Below are 23,393 nucleotides of genomic sequence, written 5' to 3' on the forward strand. Positions count from 1 at the left end.
AGCCGAAATTGTTACAAAGCATATTAAACAGCAGCTTATCTTTAATTTATCCGCGAAACTACCCCTTCAGCCGCCCTCTTTTTGCACTGAAAGATCAGGACAAACAATCAGTAACGGCGGGCCAGAAAAAACGTGAAGGTATTTGCATCGCCGGCCGGGCCGCAACAAAATAATGCGCGCACTCCCGAGAAAGAGAAGGACGACAATGAAAACCAAACTGATCACCCGCGAAGGTTACGACAAGCTGAAAGCCGAGTTGGACTATCTCTGGCGCGAAGAGCGTCCGGAAGTGACAAAAAAAGTGACCTGGGCCGCCAGCCTGGGCGACCGCAGCGAAAACGCCGACTACCAGTACAACAAGAAACGCCTGCGTGAAATTGACCGCCGCGTGCGCTACCTGACCAAGTGTCTGGAGCAGCTGCGCATCGTGGACTATTCGCCGCAGCAGGAAGGCAAAGTGTTCTTTGGTGCCTGGGTCGAAGTGGAAAACGACGACGGGGAACTCAAGCGCTTTCGCATCGTCGGCTACGACGAGATCTTCGGCCGCAAAGACTACATTTCTATCGACTCGCCTATGGCGCGCGCGCTGCTGAAAAAAGAGGTAGGCGATCTGGCCGTGGTGCAGACGCCCGTTGGCGAGGCGGGCTGGTACGTCAACGACATCACCTACGTTAAACAATCCTAATCCTGCGGATCTGCGGCCTCCTTAAGGCCATACGCTGGCAATTGCCGTCGGCAATCCGTAGACTTGCCGCAGTTTCTCAAGCCATAAAGTAACCGACAATGAAAGATTCGCTGAGCCGCATAATTGCAAGTGAGCTGCAGGCACGGGCAGAACAGGTTGATGCCGCTGTCCGTCTGCTGGATGAAGGAAACACCGTGCCGTTTATCGCACGCTACCGTAAGGAAGCGACCGGCGGCCTGGACGATACCCAGCTGCGCCAGCTGGAAGCGCGCCTGGGCTACCTGCGCGAGCTGGAAGAGCGCCGTCAGTCGATCCTGAAATCCATTGGCGACCAGGGCAAGCTGACCGACGAGCTGGCCGAGGCTATCGGCAGCACGCTGAGCAAAACCGAGCTGGAAGACCTTTACCTGCCCTACAAGCCGAAACGCCGCACGCGCGGGCAGATTGCTATCGAAGCGGGCCTGGCGCCGCTGGCCGACGCCCTGTGGCAGGATCCCTCCCACGAGCCGGAGCAGTTTGCCGCAGGCTTTGTCGATGCCGATAAAGGCGTGGCCGACACCAAAGCCGCGCTGGACGGCGCGCGCTATATCCTGATGGAGCGCTTTGCGGAAGACGCCGCGCTGCTGGCGAAAGTGCGTGACTACCTGTGGAAAAACGCCCATCTGGTATCGCGAGTGGTGGAAGGCAAGCAGGAAGAAGGCGCCAAGTTCCGCGACTATTTCGATCATCACGAACCGCTGTCTACCGTGCCTTCGCATCGCGCGCTGGCCATGTTCCGTGGCCGCAACGAGGGCGTACTCCAGCTTGCACTGAACGCCGATCCGCAGTTTGACGAGCCGCCGCGCGAAAGCCAGGGCGAACAGATCATCGCCAGCCATCTCAACCTGCGCCTGAACAACGCCCCGGCGGACAGCTGGCGCAAAGCGGTGGTGAGCTGGACATGGCGCATTAAAGTGATGCTGCATCTTGAAACCGAGCTGATGGGCACGGTACGCGAACGCGCGGAAGACGAGGCGATTAACGTGTTCGCCCGTAATCTGCACGATCTGCTGATGGCCGCGCCTGCGGGTATGCGCGCCACGATGGGTCTGGATCCGGGCCTGCGCACCGGCGTGAAGGTCGCTGTGGTGGACGCCACCGGCAAGCTGGTCGCCACCGATACGGTTTATCCGCATACCGGCCAGGCCGCCAAAGCCGCCGCTGCGGTCGCCGCGCTTTGCACAAAGCATCAGGTTGAGCTGGTGGCGATCGGCAACGGCACCGCCTCGCGCGAAACCGAACGTTTTTATCTGGATGTGCAAAAGCAGTTCCCCCAGGTTAAAGGCCAGAAGGTCATCGTCAGCGAAGCGGGCGCCTCCGTCTATTCCGCTTCCGAGCTGGCCGCGCTGGAGTTTCCGGATCTGGACGTTTCGCTGCGCGGCGCCGTTTCCATTGCCCGTCGCCTGCAGGATCCGCTGTCCGAGCTGGTGAAAATCGATCCGAAATCGATCGGCGTCGGCCAGTATCAGCACGACGTCAGCCAAAGCCAGCTGGCGAAAAAGCTGGATGCGGTGGTGGAAGACTGCGTTAACGGCGTGGGCGTGGATCTGAACACCGCTTCCGTGCCGCTGCTGACCCGCGTCGCCGGCCTGAGCAAGATGATTGCGCAGAATATCGTTAACTGGCGCGACGAGAACGGCCGCTTCCGCAATCGCCAGCAGCTGCTGAAGGTCGCCCGCCTGGGGCCGAAAGCCTTTGAACAGTGCGCGGGCTTCCTGCGTATCAGCCAGGGCGATAACCCGCTGGATGCCTCAACCGTTCACCCGGAAACCTATCCGGTCGTCGAGCGCATCCTGGCCGCCACCGAGCAGGCGCTGAGCGATTTGATGGGCAACTCAACCGCGCTGCGCGATCTGCGCGCCGTGGATTTCACCGACGAGAAGTTTGGCGTGCCGACGGTCAGTGACATCCTCAAAGAGCTGGAGAAACCGGGCCGCGATCCGCGTCCCGAGTTCAAAACCGCCCAGTTTGCGGAAGGCGTGGAAACCCTGAATGACCTGCTGCCGGGCATGGTGCTGGAGGGTGCCGTCACCAACGTCACCAACTTCGGCGCTTTTGTCGATATCGGCGTGCATCAGGATGGCCTGGTGCATATCTCTTCGCTGGCCGACAAGTTCGTCGACGATCCGCATAAGGTGGTGAAAGCGGGCGATATCGTCAAAGTCAAAGTGATGGAGGTCGATCTCCAGCGCAAGCGTATCGCCTTAACCATGCGTCTTGACGAGCAGCCGGGCGAAACCAACGCTCGCCGCAGCGCCGGTCGCGACGCCGGTCGCCCTGCGCAGAATAAAGCGCGTCCGCGTCCTGCCGCACAGCCTGCGGGCAACAGCGCGATGGGTGATGCGCTGGCCGCCGCCTTCGGCAAGAAGTCCTGATCGCGGGCGCTAACGCGCCCGTTCTGCAAAAAGCGTGCGGCTCGCCCGATCCGCACGCTTAACCGGCATTTTTTTTGCGCGCCCTTCGCTTTTTTGTTTCCTGTTTACTTTCCAGATAACTTCCTTCGGCGTAAATTTGTCCTACATCAACTGAAGTAATAATCATTCTCAATATAATCACCCCAGTCAATTATCACGGCAGCGTAGCCTGCCAGGGTGGTGCTATGAAATTTCTTGCCAATCGCTATTACGCAATCAAAGGTTTCTCTCCGGCTATCAGTCCGGGCTTCCGGCAAAAACTGCTGTTGCAGGGGCTTTGTCCCGGTTCTCGCTTTCAGGTTAAGGCCGTGGCGCCGTTCGGCGGCCCCGTCAAAATCGAAAACGGCTATGCCAGCCTGGCGCTGCGCCGCAAAGATCTTTCCCTTATCCAGCTTGACTGCCTGAACTGAAAGCGAGCGACTCTATGAAAACCACGACGATCGGCCTTATCGGCAATCCCAACGCCGGGAAAACGACCCTGTTTAACCAGCTGACCGGCGCCCGCCAGCGCGTCGGCAACTGGGCTGGCGTCACCGTGGAGCGCAAGGAAGGTTCCTTTACCACCGCGCAGCACAAGGTGCAGCTGGTGGATCTGCCTGGCACCTATTCACTGACCACCATGTCGGAGCAAGGCTCGCTGGATGAGCAGATCGCCTGTAGCTATATTCTGAGCGGCGAGGCGGATCTGCTGATCAACGTGGTTGACGCCAGCAACCTGGCCCGCAATCTGTACCTGACGCTACAGCTGCGCGAGCTGGGCGTACCCTGCATCGTCGCGCTGAACATGCTGGATATTGCGGAAAGTCAGCATATCCATATCGATGTGGCGCAGCTGGAAAAAGCGCTGGGCTGCCCTGTACTGCCGCTGGTGTCCACACGCGGCACGGGCATCGATCGGCTGAAGGCGGCGATTGACGACTTTGACGGTCGGGCCAAGGTATTGACCGTCGATTATCCCGAAGAAACGGAGCGCCACGTCGCCACGCTCCAGGCCGCCATGCCGGTTCAGCTGCCGCTTTCGCGTCGGCGCTGGCTGGCCCTGCAGATGCTGGAAGGCGACGTCTGGTGCCGTATTCAGGCCGGTGAGCGCGCCGCAGCGCTGGCGGCACAAATCGGCCCGGAAGCGCCGCTTGCCATCAGCCAGGCTCGCTATGCCGCGATTGAAAAGCTGTGCCAGCGCGCCAGGGGAAAACAGACGGCCATTCCGCCTCGTCTCTTCGGGCTGCTTGACGCGCTGGTGCTGCATCGCTGGCTGGGTATCCCCATTTTCCTGGCGGTGATTTACCTGATGTTCTTTCTCGCCATCAACCTGGGCGGCGCGCTGCAACCGCTGTTTGAACAGGGTAGCGCGGCCATCTTTGTCGACGGCATGCAGTGGCTGGGCGCAACGCTGCACTTCCCTGGCATGCTGACGCTGTTCCTGGCGCAGGGCATCGGCGGCGGCATCAATACGGTAATGCCGCTGATCCCGCAGATTGGCCTGATGTATCTGTTTCTCTCTTTTATGGAGGATTCCGGCTATATGGCCCGCGCGGCTTTTGTCGTGGATCGGCTGATGCAGGCGCTGGGGCTGCCCGGCAAATCCTTTGTGCCGCTGATCGTCGGCTTCGGCTGCAACGTGCCTGCGGTGATGGGCACCCGCACGCTTGACGCGCCGCGCGAACGGTTGATTACGCTGCTGATGGCGCCCTTTATGTCATGCGGCGCGCGGCTGGCTATCTTTGCCATTTTCGCCTCGGCTTTCTTCGGCCAGCACGGTGCGCTGGTGGTATTCAGCCTCTATCTGCTGGGGATCCTGGCCGCGATCGTCACTGGCCTGGTGCTGAAGCACACGCTGCTGCGCGGCGAGGCGACGCCTTTTATGATGGAAATGCCTGCCTGGCACGTGCCGCATCTGAAAAGCCTGTGCCTGCAAACCTGGCAGCGGCTGAAAAGCTTTGTGCTGCGCGCCGGCAAGGTCATCGTGATCGTGAGCGTGATTATCGGCGGTCTGAACAGCTTTTCGTTCAGCGGCCAGCCCGTTTCCAGCATCAATGATTCGGCACTGGCGACGGTAAGCCGTCAGCTGACCCCGCTGCTCGCTCCGATTGGCGTCAGCAGCGATAACTGGCAGGCTACGGTCGGGCTGCTCACCGGCGCGATGGCGAAAGAAGTGGTTATCGGCACGCTGAATACGCTTTATACCGCCGAGGCGCTGCACGAAGAAACCTTCGATCCACAGAGCTATAGCCTGCTGGCGGAGCTGAAAGGGGCGGTAACGGAAACCTGGCAAAGCGTGAAGGAAACATTCAGCCTGAGCGTGCTGCTGCATCCGCTTGATGCCAGCAAAGGCGACGGCGATATGGCAAGCGGCGCGATGGGCATGATGCACAGCAAATTTGCCAGCGATACCGCCGCCTATAGCTATCTGATTTTCGTGCTGCTTTACGTGCCTTGCGTGTCGGTGATGGGCGCGGTAGCGCGCGAAAGCAGCACCGGCTGGATGCTGTTCTCAAACTTTTGGGGGCTGAGCCTGGCCTACAGCCTGGCGGCAACGTTTTATCAGCTTGCCACCTTCACCAGCCATCCGCAGTCAAGCGCGATAGTCCTGGTCGCGGTCGCCCTGTTTAATCTGCTGCTGCTGGCGGTGATGAAAAACATCAGGCTGCCGCCAGCCCGGCTGTCGGTCAGAACCCTTGATGCCAATGGCTGCATGGGATGCAGTAAAAAAGGCAGCTGCCACTAAAGCGTCAGCCGCCGCAGGAAGTTGCGATTTCGCTTCCAGGGTCTACAGTGAACATTACGTGGCTGTAAACCAATGCGGTGGCTCACTTTATAAAAATGGAAATTATCAATAACTTAATCGATAAGATCTATGAGGGCGCTTTTCCCGCCGATACGCTGAACCAGCTGACGGAAGCCATCAGGCAGACGCAAAAAGAACTCGGCTACCAGCGTAAAGCGCACTGGGACGAAAAAGACGTGGTGCTGATTACCTACGCCGATCAGTTCCGCGAGCGCGAGGCGCCCACGCTGCGCACCTTCTCCCGCTTTTATCAGCAGCATCTCAAGTGCTTTACCCTGGTTCATCTTCTGCCTTTTTTCCCCTACTCCTCCGACGATGGCTTTTCGGTCATTGACTATCATCGGGTCAATACCATCTGCGGCGACTGGTCAGACGTGGCGGAACTGCATCAGCATACGCGGCTGATGTTCGATTTCGTTTGCAACCATATTTCTGCCCACAGCGCCTGGTTTAAGCACTATCTGGCACAGGATCCCGGCTGGGACGATTTCTTTATCAGTATGCCGCCCGGCACGGATCTCAGCGCGGTAACGCGGCCCAGAACCTCGCCGCTGCTGACGCCTTTTACGCTGGCAAACGGCGAAACCCGTTTTATCTGGACCACCTTCAGCGCCGATCAGATCGACCTGAATTTCGCCAGGCCAGAGGTGCTGCTGAGCATGGTCAGGGTGCTGCTCGACTATCTGGTAAAGGGCGCGGACTACGTGCGGCTGGATGCGGTGGGCTATATGTGGAAAACGCCCGGCACCTCGTGCATCCATCTGGAAAAAACGCACCTGCTGGTGAAGCTGTTCCGCGCTATCGCGGAGGAAGTCGCGCCCGGCACGGTGATCATTACCGAAACCAACGTGCCGCATAAAGACAATATCAGCTACTTCGGCAACGGGCGCGATGAAGCGCAGATGGTCTATCAGTTCTCGCTGCCGCCGCTGTTGCTGCACGCTATCCATTATGGCTCCTCACGCGCGCTCAAGCAGTGGGCAGCCTCGCTGGGCGTCGGCAACGGCACCACCACCTGGTTTAACTTTCTGGCCTCGCACGACGGCATCGGCCTGAATCCGCTGCGCGGCATCCTGCCGGAAACCGAAATCGTGTCGCTGGTCAGGGATCTGGCGCTTGAAGGCGCGCTGATCTCCTATAAAAACAATCCTGACGGCACCAGCAGCCCCTATGAGATCAACGTTACCTATATGGATGCGCTGAATAAAAAAGAGGACAGCGACGAGGTGCGCTTCCAGCGCTTTATGCTGGCGCATGCGGTACTGCTGGCTTTTCCCGGCGTGCCGGCGGTTTATATTCAGAGCATTTTGGGTTCACGTAACGATATGGAAGGGGTAAAAGTAGCGGGCCACAACCGGGCCATTAACCGCGAAAAATACGCTATCGGCGAGATTGAAGCCGCGCTCAGCGATACCCGCTCGTTACGCCATAAGGTGTACCATGGGCTGAGCCAGCTGATTCAGTTAAGAACGCGCCAGCCCGCTTTTCATCCCGATAACCCTGCCGAAGTGCTGGAAAGCGATAACTCACTGTTTATTTTGCGACGTCGATCGGCGCAGACGCATGAAGAGATGCTCTGTATTTATAATCTGAGCGGTAAAGAAGTTAGCTGGACGCTGCCGGACGATCGGCTCTACCGTAATATTGCCGGTAACAGCATTTTTAACAGTAATCATCCGCTGACGCTGCCGCCGTGGCACTTTCTGTGGCTGAAAAATGTGGGAGAGAAACAGCAGGCAGAATGAATTCTGCCTGCCGAAAGCTTACTTATAAACGTCTGCGGTCGCGCTGAATTTACCGTGTTCACGGCCGGCGATAATCAGATAGTATTTGCCGCCCTTTTCATCCGCCAGCTTCGACAGCACCGCTTTGGCATCCATTGGCGAAGTGGTTTCCGCCGTGGTGTGCACCGTGCCGATTTTTTCCAGGTTCATGGTTTTGACTTCTTCTCGGGTCACCTCTTTCGCCGCCAGCGCGGCAAAAGGCAGGGACAGCGCCAGAAAGGCAACGGCCATCGTTTTTAATTTCATCAGAGACACTCCCGGTTAATGTTATTGTCGTCGGCTGCCGGATGAGAATGCTGGGCAGGAATTCAGCCTGCCCACTCAGAGGTAAAGCGGTCAGCAGCCCCTGATAATTATTATCGGTAACCCGCAATTCGCCAGTTTTCTGAACAAAATTAACGCGGCAATTTCAATCCAAAATCAATCAGTTGCTTGCAGAACGCTTCGGCATGGGAAATAAAAGGCGCGTGTGCGGCCTTGTCGATGATAACCGCTTCGCTGTCGGGCCAGCGCGCATCCAGCAGCGGTGCGATTTTACGCGGCACCAGGCCGTCCAGCGCGCCGTAAATACGCAGCAGTGGCACCTGTAATGCCTGCATCGGTTCGCGCAGATCGACGGTGCGCAGAATTTCCAGCCCGCCCTGCAGCACGCTGACTTCCGGAGCAGGCAGTGAGAGCACCACGCTTTTGAGCTGGCGCGCATCCTGCCTGGCCGTTTCCGTGCCCAGCGTTTGCAGCGCCAGGAAGCGCTCGACGGTACGCTGAAAATCCTCGCTCAGCTGCTGCTGAAAATTGCTTAGCGTCTCGGGTTTGATGCCCGGCCAGTCGTCCTGCGCGGTAAAACAGGGGGAAGAAGCCACGCTGACCAGCCCGCTGACGCGTTGCGGATGCTGCAACGCCAGCGAACTCGCCACCAGGCCGCCTAACGACCAGCCCAGCCAGACGGCGCGGGCAGGCGCAAAGGGCAGCAGGTTCGCCACCATCTCCTCCACGCCCATCGCCGGAAACCCTTCGCTGCGGCCATAACCGGGCAGATCCACCAGGTGCAGACGAAAATGCGGGCTGAGTCGCGCAATGATGTTCTGCCAGACGCCCGCGTTCAGTCCCCATCCGTGGAGCATCACAAGATCGCGATCTCCCGTGCCGATTGTCTGCCAGTAAAGCTGAGCCATCTATTACTATCCTGTTTTTGTCATGGAGGACGCTATGCTAACAATGCCCGCCGCCTGTTGGCTATGCCGGATGCCGCTGACGCTGGCCCATCACGGTATATGCAGTTACTGCCAGCGCGCCCTGAAACCGCCCTGTTGCTGTCCGCGCTGTGGCTTATCGACCTTTTATCCCAATGAGGAGTGCGGACGCTGCCAGCGCCATCCGCCCTCGTGGCAGCGGCTGGTTTTTGTCGCCGACTGGCAGCCGCCGCTAAAAGAGCTGGTCAAAAAACTGAAGTTTTCGCAGCAAACAGCACTATCGGTGATGCTGGCGCGCCTGATTTTGCTAACCTGGTTAACGGCCCGTCGTGAAGGCAGGCTCCAGCGTCCCGATCTGCTGCTCTACGTTCCGCTGCATCGCAGCCGCGCCTGGCGGCGTGGTTATAATCAGCTGGACGATATGGCCCGCTATCTGGCGCACTGGCTTGCCATTCCCTGCGCGCCGGGCGGCCTGAGCCGGAAAAAAAGGACGCGCACCCAGCACTTTTTATCGGCCCGCGCCAGACGGCGTAATCTGCGGGGCGCCTTTAAGGTTGAAATCGAGGTGAAAGGACGGCATATCGCTTTACTGGATGACGTCGTCACCACCGGCAGCACCGTTGAAGAAATCGCCCGGCTCCTGCTGCGTGCGGGTGCGGCCAGCGTACAGGTCCTGTGCCTTTGCCGCACCTTGTAGAGCGTCGGCGATGAGCGTAAAATAAACCCACTAATTTAGTCAACTATTGAGCAATCGCCATGATCCGAATTACTGATTCTGCGCAAGAGCACTTCGCAAAACTGCTGTCAAAACAGGAAGAGGGCACCCAGATTCGCGTATTCGTTATCAATCCGGGTACGCCCGGTGCGGAATGCGGCGTTTCTTACTGCCCACCCGATGCGGTAGAAGCCACCGACACCGAGCTGAAGTTCGAGAAGCTCTCCGCCTACGTTGATGAACTGAGCGCGCCCTACCTGGAAGACGCCGAGATTGATTTCGTCACCGATAATCTGGGTTCCCAGCTGACGCTGAAGGCGCCAAACGCCAAAATGCGTAAGGTGAGCGACGACGCGCCGCTGATCGAGCGCGTGGAATATCAGCTCCAGGCCACCATTAACCCACAGCTGGCGAGCCACGGCGGCAAGGTATCGCTGATGGAAATCACCGACGACGGCTTCGCTATCCTGCAGTTCGGCGGCGGCTGTAACGGCTGTTCAATGGTTGATGTGACGCTGAAAGAAGGTATCGAGAAAGAGCTGCTGGCGACCTTCCCCGAGCTGAAAGGCGTGCGCGATCTGACCGAGCACCAGCGTGGCGAACACTCTTTCTACTAAGCGTTAGCGGCCCGATAAAGCCAACGTTGCCTTTTCCCGAATGCCAGATCCCGATCTGGCATTTTTATTCACTGTTCAAAATTCCTGCTAAACCGCCTTTGTCATCGCAACCAGTCGCGTGGTTTTATCAGATCTGTCTCGCCATTTTCTTTATGATCGTTTGGATGTATAAACTATCCCTTATGCCAGATACCGAAAATGGAGAGGAAAGAAAAATGACCGATTTGAAGGATTACCTGAAAGCTCAATTTTCAGAGGCCGAGCGCGCAGAGATCCAGCGGGTGGCTGACGAGCTAATCCTGGCAACCGGCCTACAGCTACTGCGGGAAAAACTATTGTAAGCGAACGGCGTTTTCTTTAGCCCATTTCCTTAATCGTGCACAGGCATTAGCGTAAGGCGAGGAGGTGTTAAAAGAGATCATCCTTCCCATCGTCCATTTCCCGTACCAGGCTTTTCCATAGAGCGCTTCGTCGGTGCGGTTCTCAATCATCTGGACGATCTTCCTGTTAGCGGACTGGAGGTTGAGGATTAACGTTCCGTAATCCAGATGCTGGTAATCCTGATAAAACTTTTGCGCCAGCAGGCCCAGCTGATTCCATTTATAGCCGGATTCTGGAAAATCAACGGGCTGCCCTTTTTCGCCCTGGTTGATCCATTTTATCACTAAGTTATTCCAGCCCAGCAGGTAACAAATAAGATCGCAGACGCTGATCTGGGTGCCTTTAGCATGGCCTTCCATCGTTTTGCTCAGGGTAAGTTCTGGAGGAATCACCTCAAGATAACGTTGTAGCTTAGCGAAGTTTTTATCAATTGCCGATAATAATGCCGTTCGGGTTTGTGGTACGCTCATGGAAATTCCCTCTTCGTTTTAAAATAGCCTTTATTTATATTACTTTTTTCCCTTTATCCTTTTGTCTGATTTTGTATCTCTGACAGATAAAAACATAACGAAACAATAAAACAGTAATGCCGAACTGAGATTTTCACCGGGCCAAAATTACCGATTAATGACAGAAAATAGCAAATTAGATGAGAATATTGTCATACTGTATGCGGTTAAAGAAGAAAAGCAATCTTCTGGTAGGTGGATTTCAGTGAAAGACTACAGGAGGATCTATCTGGATAACGAAGCCAGGAATTTAATAGTAGGTTCATTTATGAAAATGAAGTAGCAATGCGTAATACTTTCTATACCACTGCGATCGTTAATAACGATGAGTACAGCGTAAGATTTAACGGCTATATTATCGCTAAGCATGAGCTTTAATCTTACCTCCTTTGCGTAACGGCAAAGGAGGTAATTTACTGCCGTCGCCTACGCTTTCTTCCCAACCCTGCGCCGCCGGTCCACATCCTTCAGCAGCAGATTGACCTGCTTGTCGGCAAAGGTTTCTGTCACCGTTTTGCTGAGCTTACGACGCCAGTTGGGATACTGATCCGTGGTGCCCGGCACGTTAACCGGCTTGTCCATATCCAGCAGATCTTCCGGCTGAAGCCCCAGCAGTGCGCTGTCGGTGTCGGCAAGAAAACGGTGCATTCCCCGACTCAGCTGCGGCGTCATTTTCACCAGGGCGGCCTTTTTGCCGCTGTCTTTCGGCACGCAGCCGTAGCGATGCAGCGCCTCCAGCAGCGCCTGTTTCTGCCGCGCTCTGTCTTCATAAAGACCGCGCAGCACCACCTTATCGGGATACAGACCCAGCTTCTCGCCCATCTCCAGATCGACGGCGCTCCAGAAGCCGCGCAGCGTCGGCAGGTCGTGCGTGGTGGCGCTCGCCATGGCCTGACGCGCCCACTTGTCCGGCGCGCGATAGCGATCGGGCTTTTCCTGCTCGAAATAGAGCACTTTCCAGGAGTAGATGCCGCTTTGCCGCAGCTTTGAGACGATCTCGACGGGCACCGTTCCCAAATCTTCCCCAATCACCATACATGCGTTGCGCTGGCTTTCCAGCGCCAGGATCGCCATCAGGTCGTCAACGGGATAGTAGACATAAGCGCCGTAATTGGCGGTTTCACCGTAGGGGATCCACCACAGGCGCAGCAGCGACATCACGTGGTCGATACGCAGCGCGCCGCAGCTCATCATGTTCGCTCTGAGCAGGTCGATAAAAGGCTGGTAGCCGCGCGCGGTCATGATATGCGGATCCATCGGCGGCAGTCCCCAGTTCTGTCCCAGCGGGCCAAGGATATCCGGCGGCGCGCCTACCGATGCGTCCATACAGTACAGTTCGCGATCGCACCAGGTTTCCGCGCCGCCTTCCGCCACGCCCACCGCTAAATCGCGATAAAGTCCAATCGGCATGGCGTGCTGCTGGCTGACCTGCCAACACTCTTCAAACTGTCGGTTCGCCAGCCATTGCAGCCACAGCCAGAAACGCACTTCGTCCTCGTTGTCGCGGCAGAATTGCTGTACGGCTTCGCCATGTGCTTCCCGCAGATTTTCCGGCCACACCGGCCAGCCCCAGGCATCTTTATTTTCGCGCCGCATGGCGCCATGCAACGCGTCGAAAGCGGCCTGCCAGTAAAGGCTTTCACCGCCCTTTTCGATAAAGGCGGTAAAATGCGCCTGGCTGGCATCATCCTGCTGACGCTGGCTGAACCGCTGCCAGGCATAGCGCAGAGCCGTCATTTTCAGCTCCCCTACCGTGTCATAATCTACCCACTCGGCCTCTCTGGCCTGCTGCAGGCGACTCTGGATGGCCTTACCGCGCAGCCAGCGCTGGCCTTCTTTGCTTTCCTGAAATTCCGGGACGGCATTAACGTCGATATAGAGAACGTTGAGCCAGCGCCGCGAAGAGGGGCTATATGGGCTGGCGTTTGCCGGGCTGGCAGGATAAAGCGAGTGGACAGGATTGAGGCCGATAAACGACCCGCCGCGCTCGGCAATTTCAGTCAGCATTTGCTTCAGATCGCCAAAATCGCCAATTCCCCAGTTCTGTTCGGAGCGTAGCGTATAAAGCTGGACGCAGGCGCCCCACAACTTTTCGCCCTGGCGCAGCGGCTCCGGCTCGTAGCAGCGTTTCGGTGCAATGATAATCCGGCACGGCCAGCTCTTTTTCCCCTGACGCAGGGACAGCGTGTGATAGCCATAGGCCAGCGAGGAAGGCAGCGTGAGGGCTTTTCCGGCATTGATCTCGCCCTGATAGTCACGGCCTTTTTCGCTGGTCAGCTGCCACTGGTAGCTGCCCTTGCCGCCGATTTCCAGCGTCATTGTCCGCTTGCGCAGGAAAACCTTGCACGGCGGGATTGGGCCGGGTTTACTGCGGTTGGTTGACATCGCTGCCAGCAGGCGCTGCCGAATGTCGGGGGAAATCTCTTCCTGCTCGCCTTTGGCGTTGATGTATTGGGCGGCGATACCTGCCGCTGCTGCTGCCTGCTCAAATTTCTTTTTATCCATTGCTGCTCCCTGTACGTTTGGCCTGCCAGATGCGCTGCTGATAGTCATGAATAGAACGGTCGGAGCTGAACATGCCGCAACGCGCGGTATTGAGGATGGTCATCCTTGTCCAGGCTTCCTGGTCAAGATAGTGCTGTTCGGCGCGCTTTTGCGCTTCGCAATAGCTGGCGAAGTCGGCCAGCGCCAGCCAGTAATCACCGCCCTCGCCCAGGCTGTTAAGCAGCGGCGCAAAGGCTTGTTTATCGCCATTGCTGAAGAAGCCGTTCTCCAGCTCTTTCAGAATGGCGTTGAGATGCTTATCTTTTTTACGCAGCTTCAGTGGCGCGTAGCCTTTTTTCCGCAGCGCTTTCACTTCGTCTACCGTGTGGCCGAAAATAAAGATGTTCTCTTCGCCTACCTGCTCTGCAATCTCCACGTTGGCGCCGTCCAGCGTGCCGACGGTCAGTGCGCCGTTCAGCGCCAGCTTCATATTGCCGGTGCCGGAAGCCTCATAGCCCGCCGTGGAAATCTGCTCCGAAATATCCGCGGCCGGGATCATCAGTTCCGCAGCGGTAATGCGATAGTCCGGGATAAACACAACCTTCATTTTGTCGCCGATAAGCGGATCGTTATTGATTTTCTCCGCCACTTTGTTGATGGCATAAATGATATTTTTTGCCAGGTAATAACCCGGCGCGGCTTTAGCACCGAACAGAAAGACGCGCGGCACCCACGCCATATCGGGATCTTCACGCAGCCTTTTGTAGCAGGAGAGAATATGCAGCAGCCCAAGATGCTGACGCTTGTATTCGTGCAGCCGCTTGATTTGCACATCGAACAGCGCTTCGGGACTGACTTTGATCCCGGTCACGCGGTGAATATAGTCCGCCAGCCGCACCTTATTATCATATTTGATCTGGCGATAGCGCTGGCGGAAAGCCGCATCGTCGGCGAACGCTTCCAGCCCTTGTAACGCCTCCAGATGGTTGACCCACTCCACTTTCAGCGTGTCGTCGAGCAGCGTCGCCAGCTGTGGATTGCATTGCTTAAGCCAGCGGCGCGGCGTAATGCCGTTGGTGACGTTATGGAATTTGGTTGGCCAGAGCCGGTGGTATTCCGGGAACAGATCCTTAACCACCAGCGCCGAATGCAGCGCCGCCACGCCGTTCACCGCAAAACAGCTGACCACGCACAGGTTCGCCATGCGCAGCTGGTTGTCATGCAGCAGCGCCAGCTTTGCCCAAACCGCCTCGTCGCCCGGCCAGACTTTATCGACCTGCTTTTTAAAGCGCCTGTCGATCTCTTTGATAATCATAAAGTGGCGCGGCAGCAGCGCCCGCACCAGCCGCTGATCCCAACATTCCAGCGCTTCCGGCATCAGCGTGTGGTTGGTATAGGCGAAAGTTTTACTGACGATGGCCCAGGCGTCGTCCCACGCCAGCTGGTGCTCGTCCAGCAGCACGCGCAGCATCTCCGGAATGGCAATAGTGGGATGGGTATCGTTAAGCTGGATCACTTCGTAGTCAGGCAGTTCGGCAATATGGCGTCCGGCAAGATGATGGCGGCGCAGAATATCCGCCACCGAGCAGGCGCACTGAAAATATTGCTGCATCAGACGCAGGCGCTTGCCTTCCTGATGGTTGTCGTTGGGATAAAGCACCTTGGTCAGATTTGCCGCCTCGATGCCCTGCTGCTCCGCCTGAAGAAATTTGCCGTCGTTAAACAGCGTCAAATCGAAAGGATGCGCGTGGCTGGCCTGCCAGAGCCGCAGCGGCTGCGTTACGCCGTTGCGGTAGCCGACCACCGGCAGATCCCAGGCCTCGCCGCGCAGCATAAAAGCGGGCTGCCAGTCGACGCTGCCCTCGTTGTTTTTGGTGACTTTCCCGCCGAAACCGACGTTAACATCCAGCGCGCTATTGTGGCGAAACCACGGATAACGCTCGCGATGCCAGTCGTCCGGCGCCTCGATCTGGCGGCCATCGTCAAAGGACTGGCGAAACAGGCCGTACTGGTAGTTCAGCCCGTAGCCGGTGGCGGACTGCCCGACCGTCGCCATTGAATCCAGATAACAGGCGGCCAGCCGTCCCAGCCCGCCGTTGCCCAGAGCCGGATCGACCTCTTCCTCCAGCAGCTCGCTCAGGCTGCACTGGTGAGCGGCCAGCGCCGCTTTTACCTCGTCATACCATCCCAGGTTCAGCAGCGTGTTGCCGGTCAGCCTGCCAATCAGAAATTCCATGGAAATATAGTTTACGTGGCGCTGCTGCTTTGCCGGCTTTGCGGGCGCGGCAGCGGCCAACATCTCGGCCAGCGCGCCGCTGAGCGCCTGCCACCACTGGTGAGACGTCATTTCATCTGCTGAAGAAAGGCCGGTGCGCTGCCACTGGCGGGCCAACGCCGCCTCGAAACGAGCCTGATTAAATTTCTGCTGCGACATACCGCTTCCTTTTAAAAGAGTAAGAGGAACACTGGCGGAACACATACAGTTAAGACCTGAACAGTAAAAAATGCTCATGCAGGCTGATGATAAAATTAAAAAAGCCATCGACAGGGCGTCGATGGCTGGTTCGCTATCAGGCAGGGTTTAGCACAGTTCCAGATGAACCTCGTGCTGCTCGATGGTTTTCAACACGCCGGGCGGCGGCACTTCATCCGTAAAGAGATAGTCAATCAGGCTCATATTGCCCAGGTTGACCATCGCGTTACGGCCAAATTTTGAATGGTCGGCCACCAGCATCACGCAGCGCGAGTTTTCGATAATCGCCCGCTTGGTGCGCACCTCGTGATAGTCGAAGTCCAGCAGCGAGCCGTCCATATCAATACCGCTGATGCCCAGGATGCCGTAGTCCAGACGAAACTGAGAAATATAATCCAGCGTCGCCTCGCCCATGATGCCGCCGTCACGCGTGCGGACTTCGCCGCCCGCCACAATCAGGCTGAAGTCGGGCTTGCTCATCAGCAGCATCGCCACGTTAAGATTGTTGGTGACAATGCGCAGGTTGTTATGGTTCAGCAGCGCGTGCGCAACGGCTTCCGGCGTGGTGCCGATATCAATAAATAACGAAGCGCCGTCCGGGATCTGGCTGGCCACTCGCTGCGCGATGCGCGCTTTTTCCGCCGACCACATCATTTTACGATCCTGCCAGGCGGTATTTTCCGAACTGGAGGGCAGCGCCGCGCCGCCGTGATGACGCTGGATCTTATTCTGCTCCGCCAGCTCGTTCAGATCGCGACGGATGGTTTGCGGGCTGACGGTAAAGTGATCCACCAGCTCCTCGGTACTGACATAGCCCTGACGACGAACCAGATCGATAATGGCGTCGTGTCGTTGCGTCTGCTTCACAAAGCTCTCCTGTTGCCCGTTATTTTTTTCGGGTGTCTACAAAGGCCATTGCCAGGCCTGTCAGCAGCCCGGTAACGTGAGCGGCGTTGGCGATCGACAGGCCGAACCAGCCCATATAGCCAATCACCAGCCAGACGATGGAAAACGCCATCAGGCCGCGCTCAAGGAAGATACCGCTGGCGGGATCCCGCTCTCCGCGCAGCCAGGCGTAGCCCATCAGCGCGTAAACCACGCCGGAAAGGCCGCCAAACAGCACGCCGCTGAACTTCGCCTGCATCCAGCCGCTGAGCAGCGCGGAGATTAGCATAATCACAAACAGCTTACCGCTGCCCAGCCGTTTTTCTATGGCGCCGCCCAGATACCACCACCAGAGCAAATTAAAGAGGATATGCACCAGTGAAAAATGCAGCAGCGCGTGGCTGAACCAGCGCCACAGCTGAAAATGCTGATCGACATCCGGCCAGGAAAGCCAGCTCAGCACGGTGCCGTCGCCGACAATCTGCATCAGGATAAACACGATGATACAGGCCGCCATTACGATCAAAGTCAGCGGCCCGGCGCGTTCACGAAGGTTAGCCATCAGCGAGGAATGACTATAGGTAATGCCGCTATTGGTGGTGCCAGAGTGCCAGCTTGCCATCTGATAACGCGGATGATTCGGGTCGCGGATAAACTGATTAAGTTCGTTTTCGACCAGCTCCAGCTGGGCATCGTTATCCAGCCACAGCGTGTAGCGGCTGTCCTGCTCAATCCGCAGCGTGACGCCGCGCGTCGCCATATAATCCACAAAAGCCTGCGCCATGCGCTGGCTGGCAAAATCGGTAATGCGCATCATCGCCGGTAAAGTCCCTGTTGCTGAAAAATGGTTTCCTGTCTGCGGTTAGTCCGCGGCGGAATCAACCTGCTGTGGAAAAGCGGCGCGCCAGGCGTCGAAACCGCCATCAATACTGTAGGCCGCTTTGAAGCCCTGCGTCAGCAGATACTGCGCCGCGCCCTTGCTGCTGTTGCCGTGGTAGCACATCACCAGTACCGGCACAGAGAGATCGCTCTGCTGGATAAAGGTGCTGAGCGTGGTGTTAGTCAGGTGGAAAGCGCCGCTGGCGTGTCCGATAGCGTAGCTTTGCGGATCGCGGATATCGACCAGCAGGGCGTTGTCCTGGGTCAGCAAAGCCTGCGCCTGCTGCACGTTGATGCACTCAAATTGTTCCATGATCGATTCTCGAATAATGACAAGCGGCCACTATTGTATCGCGAACAAAGCCGACAATAACCCAACGAAATGCAGGGCTATACGGCTTTTTCGTGAACAATTCTGTTACCTGCATCACGCATAAATGTTTTTATTCGGTTAAGGCTGGCATCAGTGTCGCTTTGCGATTATTATAATGCTCGAAAACGAACATTTAAGAACTATTCCGAACATCGGAGGAGATGACGTGGAAACCAAAGACTTGATCGTAATCGGCGGCGGTATCAACGGCGCTGGCATTGCAGCAGATGCTGCAGGACGCGGCCTGTCTGTGCTGATGCTGGAAGCGCAAGATTTGGCCTGCGCTACCTCTTCCGCCAGCTCTAAACTGATCCACGGCGGCCTGCGCTACCTGGAACACTACGAATTCCGCCTGGTCAGCGAAGCGCTGGCCGAGCGTGAAGTGCTGCTGAAAATGGCGCCGCATATCGCTTTCCCGATGCGCTTCCGCCTGCCGCACCGCCCGCACCTGCGTCCGGCATGGATGATCCGCGTGGGTCTGTTTATGTACGATCATCTGGGCAAACGCACCAGCCTGCCGGGCAGCAAAGGGTTGCGTTTTGAATCAGACTCGGTGCTGAAGCCGGAAATTACGCGCGGTTTCGAATATTCCGACTGCTGGGTAGACGATGCGCGCCTGGTCGTGCTCAACGCACAGGAAGTGGAAAAGCGCGGCGGTGAAGTCCGTACCCGCACCCGCGTCACTCGCGCCTGGCGTGAGAACGACATGTGGACGGTAGAAGCGGAAGATATCGATACCGGCAAAACCCACACGTGGCAGGCTAAAGGCCTGGTCAACGCGGCTGGCCCCTGGGTGAAGCAGCTGTTTGACGACGGCCTCCAGCTGAAATCACCTTATGGTATTCGCCTGATCAAAGGCAGCCATATCGTGGTGCCGCGCGTGCATACGCAAAAGCAGGCTTATATCCTGCAAAACGAAGACAACCGTATCGTTTTTGTGATCCCGTGGATGGATGAGTTTTCCATCATCGGCACCACCGACGTGGAGTACAAAGGCGATCCGAAAAACGTGCATATCGACGAGAAAGAGACCGAGTATCTGCTGAAAGTGTTTAACAACCACTTTAAGAAGACGCTGAGCAAGGAAGATATCGTCTGGTCTTATTCCGGCGTGCGCCCGCTGTGCGATGACGAATCCGATTCGCCGCAGGCCATCACCCGCGACTACACGCTGGACGTGCGTGACGATAACGGTAAAGCGCCGCTGCTGTCGGTCTTCGGCGGCAAGCTGACCACCTACCGCAAGCTGGCTGAGCATGCGATGGAGAAGCTGTCGAAGTATTATCCGAAAGCCGGCCCGGCCTGGACGCGCAGCTGCGTGCTGCCCGGCGGCGATATCGCCGGCACGCGTGAGGATTACGCCGCCAGCCTGCGTCGCCGCTATCCGTTTATTACCGAAGCGATGGCTCGCCACTATGCCCGTACCTACGGCAGCAACACCGAGCTGTTCCTGAAACCGGCGAAAAGCCTGGACGATCTGGGCGAACGCTTTGGCCACCACTTCTACGAAGCGGAGCTGCGTTATCTGGTCGAGAAGGAATGGGTGCGCGAGCAGGACGATGCGCTGTGGCGCCGTACCAAAATGGGCATGTTCCTGAACGAGCAGGAGCGCGCACGCGTCGGTGAATGGCTGGCCCAGCATGGTAAAAAACCGGTTTTATCGCTGGCCTCATAAGGGCTGACGGCTAAAGCGGTAATACAGAGGGCGGAATTGATTTCCGCCCTTTTTGTCAGAGCGGCTGGTTTATTAACAATCGATAAAGCGCATCAGTGTGATTCTGGCGTGGACTGGCATAATAAAGGACGGCGATATCATCAGTATCGTGATCAAAAAAACACAGATAATCCCGTTTTGCATCGTAGTAGCGTTTAACTTTTATACCGCGATTAGCCATATCGGTATCGTAAGCCCATTCCAGCCTCTCATTGCTAATCTGTTCAAGGCTATTTAGCATCAAATTTTCAACAAATGCCTGGGCCGCTTCTTCGCTTTCAGCATAGGGCATACCCGCGCGTATTGACGCTTCGCGCTTATAAAATTTAATTTCCTGTAGCGACCTAACCGCAGTTTCGGCTAAGTAAACCTCCTTGTTCATAACAGCCTCGCGAATTATCCTTTTATTTCACGCAATTTTTTTAACGCCTCTTCCGGCGTCATCTTGCGTCCCTGAGTAATGTCATTTTTTCCGCGCATTAAAATTTTGCCTAAAGCATTAAGCTCACGCTCTTTAGCGATGGCGGCAAGCTCTGCTTCACGTTCGTCGGCGGGCTGAACGAAGAGTCCGGTCGCGCCATTTTGGGTAATATAGACACCACCTTTAAATTGCTGCGGATCGCCTAATTTCTCCCGTGCCACCTTTTCAGAAAGAGTAATTTTACTCGGCATGTTCGACATCCTTTGCTGATGGTAAAGTGAGCAAATTATATCGCAGCGGGCCGTGAAATGTACAAATTTAAACTCAGGTTGAAGGCTCAGAACGGACCTTTAGCGCTACAGGCGGATCGCCGTGGTCACCCCTCCTTCACCAGCAAGTTACGGATAATGCAATGGCAGCCAGCTCCTGAAATGAAGGTGCTCGTGGCGTTCTGTTTGAGGTATTTATTTGCCTGATACAAAAAATAAAATAGTGCCAAAGCGGGGAGAAACTTCTTCAGGCTGACTCTCGCTGCGCTGTATAAAAACACAGCACAGCGAGTCTTCAGGTAAAGCGTTTAATCACGGCAGAGCTTAGAGGCGGATCGGCTTAATGCCCCAAATCTCATCGGCATATTCCTGGATGGTGCGATCCGACGAGAAGTAGCCCATATTGGCGATATTCAGCAGCGTTTTGCGCGTCCATTCCTCCGGATGGCGGTACAGCTCGTCCACCTTGTCCTGGGTATCCACGTAGCTGCGATAGTCCGCCAGCAGCTGATAGTGGTCGCCCAGATTCACCAGCGAATCATAAATATTACGATAGCGGCCAGGCTCCTGTGGGCTGAAGGTGCCGGTAGCGATCTGCGTCAGCGCCTGATGCAGCTCGGCGTCCTGTTCGTAGTATTTACGCGCGTTATAGCCCTGGGCGCGCAGCTCCTCGACCTGCGGCGTGGTGTTGCCGAAGATAAAGATATTCTCTTCGCCGACGTGCTCCAGCATCTCGACGTTGGCGCCGTCCAGCGTCCCGATGGTCAGCGCGCCGTTCAGGGCAAATTTCATATTGCTGGTGCCGGACGCTTCCGTGCCCGCCAGAGAAATCTGCTCGGAAAGGTCGGCCGCCGGGATAATGACCTGGGCCAGGCTGACGCTGTAGTTGGGGATAAACACGACCTTCAGCTTATTTTTCACCTGCGGATCGTTGTTGATCACCTGCGCGACATCGTTGATCAAATGAATAATATGTTTTGCCATGTAGTAGGCCGACGCGGCCTTACCGGCAAAAATATTCACGCGCGGTACCCAGTCGGCATCCGGATCGGCCTTGATCCGGTTATAGCGGGTGATCACATGCAGCACGTTCAGTAGCTGACGTTTGTACTCATGGATACGCTTGATCTGCACGTCGAACAATGCGTGAGGATCGATAACGATATCCATTTTCTGGGCGATATGCGCCGCCAGCCGCTTTTTGTTGGTCAGCTTGGAATCGCTGATCCTTTTCAAAAAGCCAGGATAGTCGATATGCTGCTTCAGCTCGTCAAGCTGGCTTAAGTCGGTACGCCAGTTGCGGCCAATGGTGTCGTCCAATACTTCTGAAAGCGAAGGATTGGCCAGCGCCACCCAGCGACGCGGCGTCACGCCGTTGGTTTTATTGCAGAAGCGGCCAGGAAACAGCGCGGCAAAGTCGGCGAACAGCGACTGTACCATCAGGTTAGAGTGCAGTTCGGACACGCCGTTGACCTTGTGGCTGACCACGACCGCCAGCCAGGCCATCCGTACCTGACGACCGTTGTTCTCATCAATAATCGAGATGCGCGACTGCAGATCCCAGTCATCGGGATAGTAGTCCTGAATCGTTTTCAGGAAGTAGTCGTTGATATCGAAAATAATTTGCAGATGGCGCGGCAGGATCCTGCCGATCATATCTACCGGCCAGGTTTCCAGCGCTTCCTGCATCAGCGTATGGTTGGTGTAGGAGAAGACCTGACAGGTCACTTCAAACGCGTCGTCCCAGCTGAACTTATGCTCGTCGATCAGCAAGCGCATCAGCTCCGGGATAGCCAGCACCGGATGGGTATCATTCAGATGGATGGCAATCTTATCCGCCAGGTTATCGAACGTCTGATGCATCACCCAGTGCCGGTTAAGAATATCCTGCACCGTGGCCGACACCAGAAAATATTCCTGGCGTAAACGCAGCTCGCGCCCGGAGTAGGTCGAATCATCCGGGTAAAGCACGCGCGAGACGTTTTCCGAGTGGTTTTTATCTTCCACCGCCGCAAAGTAGTCGCCCTGATTAAATTTCCCCAGGTTGATTTCGTTACTCGCCTGCGCGCCCCACAGGCGCAGCGTGTTGGTGGCGTCGGTATCAAAGCCCGGAATGATCTGATCATAGGCCATCGCCAGCACTTCTTCCGTTTCCAGCCAGCGGGAACGGCTGCCCTCTACCTGAATACGTCCGCCGAAGCGGACTTTGTAGCGGGTATTAAAGCGCTGGAACTCCCACGGGTTGCCGTACTCCAGCCAGTAATCCGGCGATTCCGCCTGGCGACCGTCAACGATATTCTGTTTAAACATGCCGTAATCGTAGCGGATGCCGTAGCCGCGTCCGGGCAAGCCCAGCGTGGCGAGCGAGTCCAGGAAGCAGGCGGCCAGGCGGCCCAGACCGCCATTGCCCAGCCCCGGATCGCTCTCTTCGCCGATCAGATCTTCCAGATCGAAACCCATTTCTTCCAGCGCGGCGCGCGCGTCTTCGTAAATACCCATTGCCAGCAGCGCATTGGAAAGCGTGCGGCCTACCAGGAATTCCATCGACAGATAATAGACCTGACGCACATCCTGCGACAGCTGCGCCCGGTTAAAACGCAGCCAGCGTTCCACCATCCGATCCCGCACCGCCAGCAGCGTGGCGTTCAGCCATTCATGTTTGTTGGCAACGGAAGGATCCTTGCCGATAGTGAACATCAATTTATAGGCGATGGAGTGCTTCAGTGCCTCGACGCTGAGCGTTGGGGCGGTATAGATGAAAGGTGCGTTCATATCA

At 56.6% G+C, this 23,393-nt stretch carries 20 protein-coding genes; 9 read left to right on the forward strand and 11 right to left on the reverse strand.

The genetic code is table 11. The annotated features are described in order from the left end of the window. Window positions 1–205 precede the first annotated feature (205 nt). The 5 genes from greB (at window position 206) to ACVWZ0_RS20760 (ending at window position 7,668) form a co-directional block, all read left to right on the forward strand. A complete protein-coding gene (gene greB / locus ACVWZ0_RS20740) occupies window positions 206–685 on the forward strand; it encodes a transcription elongation factor GreB (protein ID WP_253457608.1) in 480 nt (159 codons plus the stop codon). Window positions 686–783: 98 nt separating this feature from the next. Continuing rightward, the gene (locus ACVWZ0_RS20745) at window positions 784–3,099 is read left to right on the forward strand and encodes a Tex family protein (RefSeq protein WP_253457605.1); all 2,316 of its coding nucleotides are present in this window, start codon (window positions 784–786) and stop codon (window positions 3,097–3,099) included. A gap of 224 nt (window positions 3,100–3,323) precedes the next feature. Continuing rightward, the gene (locus ACVWZ0_RS20750) at window positions 3,324–3,548 is read left to right on the forward strand and encodes a FeoA domain-containing protein (RefSeq protein ID WP_253457602.1); all 225 of its coding nucleotides are present in this window, start codon (window positions 3,324–3,326) and stop codon (window positions 3,546–3,548) included. A gap of 14 nt (window positions 3,549–3,562) precedes the next feature. Beyond that, window positions 3,563–5,863 (forward strand): Fe(2+) transporter permease subunit FeoB, encoded by a 2,301-nt coding sequence (gene feoB / locus ACVWZ0_RS20755; protein ID WP_253457599.1) that lies wholly within the window; start codon window positions 3,563–3,565, stop codon window positions 5,861–5,863. Window positions 5,864–5,958: 95 nt separating this feature from the next. Further along, a complete protein-coding gene (locus ACVWZ0_RS20760; RefSeq protein WP_253457596.1) occupies window positions 5,959–7,668 on the forward strand; it encodes an alpha-amylase family glycosyl hydrolase in 1,710 nt (569 codons plus the stop codon). A gap of 18 nt (window positions 7,669–7,686) precedes the next feature. Here the strand turns inward: ACVWZ0_RS20760 and ACVWZ0_RS20765 are convergent, their stop codons facing one another. Together ACVWZ0_RS20765 and bioH are read right to left on the reverse strand one after the other, a co-directional pair. Beyond that, window positions 7,687–7,956: a YdgH/BhsA/McbA family protein gene (locus ACVWZ0_RS20765; RefSeq protein WP_253461199.1), complete on the reverse strand. Its 270-nt coding sequence runs from the start codon at window positions 7,954–7,956 to the stop codon at window positions 7,687–7,689. Window positions 7,957–8,102: 146 nt separating this feature from the next. After that, entirely contained in the window at window positions 8,103–8,879 is a 777-nt protein-coding gene (bioH, locus tag ACVWZ0_RS20770; RefSeq protein WP_253457593.1) for a pimeloyl-ACP methyl ester esterase BioH, read from the reverse strand. 34 nt (window positions 8,880–8,913) lie between these two features. Here bioH and gntX point away from each other — a divergent pair, with 34 nt between their 5' ends. The 3 genes from gntX to ACVWZ0_RS20785 all read left to right on the forward strand — a co-directional run bounded on the left by gntX (window position 8,914) and on the right by ACVWZ0_RS20785 (window position 10,570). Continuing rightward, complete coding sequence (gene gntX, locus ACVWZ0_RS20775; RefSeq protein WP_253457590.1) at window positions 8,914–9,594, forward strand: DNA utilization protein GntX; 681 nt, start codon at window positions 8,914–8,916, stop codon at window positions 9,592–9,594. A 59-nt stretch (window positions 9,595–9,653) separates the two neighbouring features. Continuing rightward, window positions 9,654–10,229, forward strand: coding sequence for a Fe-S biogenesis protein NfuA (nfuA, locus tag ACVWZ0_RS20780; protein ID WP_125289892.1), 576 nt, complete (start codon window positions 9,654–9,656; stop codon window positions 10,227–10,229). 215 nt (window positions 10,230–10,444) lie between these two features. Further along, window positions 10,445–10,570 carry a hypothetical protein gene (locus ACVWZ0_RS20785; protein WP_301289650.1) on the forward strand — a complete coding sequence of 42 codons (126 nt, stop codon included), beginning with the start codon at window positions 10,445–10,447 and terminating at the stop codon, window positions 10,568–10,570. Here ACVWZ0_RS20785 and ACVWZ0_RS20790 read toward each other — a convergent pair. From ACVWZ0_RS20790 to glpE, 6 genes are all read right to left on the reverse strand, one after another. Next, a complete protein-coding gene (locus ACVWZ0_RS20790; RefSeq protein ID WP_253457587.1) occupies window positions 10,562–11,080 on the reverse strand; it encodes a ClbS/DfsB family four-helix bundle protein in 519 nt (172 codons plus the stop codon). The genes ACVWZ0_RS20785 and ACVWZ0_RS20790 overlap by 9 nt on opposite strands. A 465-nt stretch (window positions 11,081–11,545) precedes the next feature. Continuing rightward, window positions 11,546–13,624, reverse strand: a complete 2,079-nt coding sequence (gene malQ / locus ACVWZ0_RS20795) for a 4-alpha-glucanotransferase (protein WP_253457584.1) — start codon at window positions 13,622–13,624, stop codon at window positions 11,546–11,548. Then, on the reverse strand, window positions 13,617–16,037 hold the full coding sequence (malP, locus tag ACVWZ0_RS20800) for a maltodextrin phosphorylase (RefSeq protein ID WP_253457581.1): 2,421 nt from the start codon (window positions 16,035–16,037) through the stop codon (window positions 13,617–13,619). The genes malQ and malP overlap by 8 nt, the downstream gene beginning before the upstream one ends. A gap of 147 nt (window positions 16,038–16,184) precedes the next feature. After that, window positions 16,185–16,943, reverse strand: a complete 759-nt coding sequence (locus ACVWZ0_RS20805; RefSeq protein ID WP_253457578.1) for a DeoR/GlpR family transcriptional regulator — start codon at window positions 16,941–16,943, stop codon at window positions 16,185–16,187. A gap of 19 nt (window positions 16,944–16,962) precedes the next feature. Then, window positions 16,963–17,775 (reverse strand): rhomboid family intramembrane serine protease GlpG, encoded by an 813-nt coding sequence (gene glpG / locus ACVWZ0_RS20810; RefSeq protein ID WP_253461197.1) that lies wholly within the window; start codon window positions 17,773–17,775, stop codon window positions 16,963–16,965. A gap of 48 nt (window positions 17,776–17,823) precedes the next feature. After that, window positions 17,824–18,153 (reverse strand): thiosulfate sulfurtransferase GlpE, encoded by a 330-nt coding sequence (gene glpE, locus ACVWZ0_RS20815; protein WP_253457575.1) that lies wholly within the window; start codon window positions 18,151–18,153, stop codon window positions 17,824–17,826. 226 nt (window positions 18,154–18,379) lie between these two features. Between glpE and glpD the strand changes: the two genes are divergently transcribed. Then, a complete protein-coding gene (gene glpD, locus ACVWZ0_RS20820) occupies window positions 18,380–19,888 on the forward strand; it encodes a glycerol-3-phosphate dehydrogenase (protein ID WP_253457573.1) in 1,509 nt (502 codons plus the stop codon). A 55-nt stretch (window positions 19,889–19,943) separates the two neighbouring features. Here the strand turns inward: glpD and ACVWZ0_RS20825 are convergent, their stop codons facing one another. From ACVWZ0_RS20825 to glgP, 3 genes are all read right to left on the reverse strand, one after another. Further along, complete coding sequence (locus ACVWZ0_RS20825) at window positions 19,944–20,309, reverse strand: hypothetical protein (RefSeq protein ID WP_253457570.1); 366 nt, start codon at window positions 20,307–20,309, stop codon at window positions 19,944–19,946. 14 nt (window positions 20,310–20,323) lie between these two features. After that, entirely contained in the window at window positions 20,324–20,599 is a 276-nt protein-coding gene (locus ACVWZ0_RS20830) for a hypothetical protein (RefSeq protein WP_253457568.1), read from the reverse strand. A gap of 342 nt (window positions 20,600–20,941) precedes the next feature. Next, complete coding sequence (glgP, locus tag ACVWZ0_RS20835) at window positions 20,942–23,389, reverse strand: glycogen phosphorylase (protein ID WP_253457565.1); 2,448 nt, start codon at window positions 23,387–23,389, stop codon at window positions 20,942–20,944. Window positions 23,390–23,393: the final 4 nt, after the last annotated feature.

The sequence above is a fragment of the Erwinia sp. TECH1 genome, from assembly GCF_054057575.1.

Coding starts and splice junctions, on each gene's coding strand:
- glpG (WP_253461197.1), bottom strand. CDS start 17,775: ATGCGCATTACCGATTTTGCCAGCCAGCGCATGGCGCAGGCTTTTGTG.
- ACVWZ0_RS20760 (WP_253457596.1), top strand. CDS start 5,959: ATGGAAATTATCAATAACTTAATCGATAAGATCTATGAGGGCGCTTTT.
- gntX (WP_253457590.1), top strand. CDS start 8,914: ATGCTAACAATGCCCGCCGCCTGTTGGCTATGCCGGATGCCGCTGACG.
- malP (WP_253457581.1), bottom strand. CDS start 16,037: ATGTCGCAGCAGAAATTTAATCAGGCTCGTTTCGAGGCGGCGTTGGCC.
- ACVWZ0_RS20750 (WP_253457602.1), top strand. CDS start 3,324: ATGAAATTTCTTGCCAATCGCTATTACGCAATCAAAGGTTTCTCTCCG.
- bioH (WP_253457593.1), bottom strand. CDS start 8,879: ATGGCTCAGCTTTACTGGCAGACAATCGGCACGGGAGATCGCGATCTT.
- ACVWZ0_RS20745 (WP_253457605.1), top strand. CDS start 784: ATGAAAGATTCGCTGAGCCGCATAATTGCAAGTGAGCTGCAGGCACGG.
- feoB (WP_253457599.1), top strand. CDS start 3,563: ATGAAAACCACGACGATCGGCCTTATCGGCAATCCCAACGCCGGGAAA.
- malQ (WP_253457584.1), bottom strand. CDS start 13,624: ATGGATAAAAAGAAATTTGAGCAGGCAGCAGCAGCGGCAGGTATCGCC.
- glgP (WP_253457565.1), bottom strand. CDS start 23,389: ATGAACGCACCTTTCATCTATACCGCCCCAACGCTCAGCGTCGAGGCA.
- greB (WP_253457608.1), top strand. CDS start 206: ATGAAAACCAAACTGATCACCCGCGAAGGTTACGACAAGCTGAAAGCC.
- ACVWZ0_RS20790 (WP_253457587.1), bottom strand. CDS start 11,080: ATGAGCGTACCACAAACCCGAACGGCATTATTATCGGCAATTGATAAA.
- ACVWZ0_RS20825 (WP_253457570.1), bottom strand. CDS start 20,309: ATGAACAAGGAGGTTTACTTAGCCGAAACTGCGGTTAGGTCGCTACAG.
- ACVWZ0_RS20830 (WP_253457568.1), bottom strand. CDS start 20,599: ATGCCGAGTAAAATTACTCTTTCTGAAAAGGTGGCACGGGAGAAATTA.
- nfuA (WP_125289892.1), top strand. CDS start 9,654: ATGATCCGAATTACTGATTCTGCGCAAGAGCACTTCGCAAAACTGCTG.
- ACVWZ0_RS20785 (WP_301289650.1), top strand. CDS start 10,445: ATGACCGATTTGAAGGATTACCTGAAAGCTCAATTTTCAGAGGCCGAG.
- glpE (WP_253457575.1), bottom strand. CDS start 18,153: ATGGAACAATTTGAGTGCATCAACGTGCAGCAGGCGCAGGCTTTGCTG.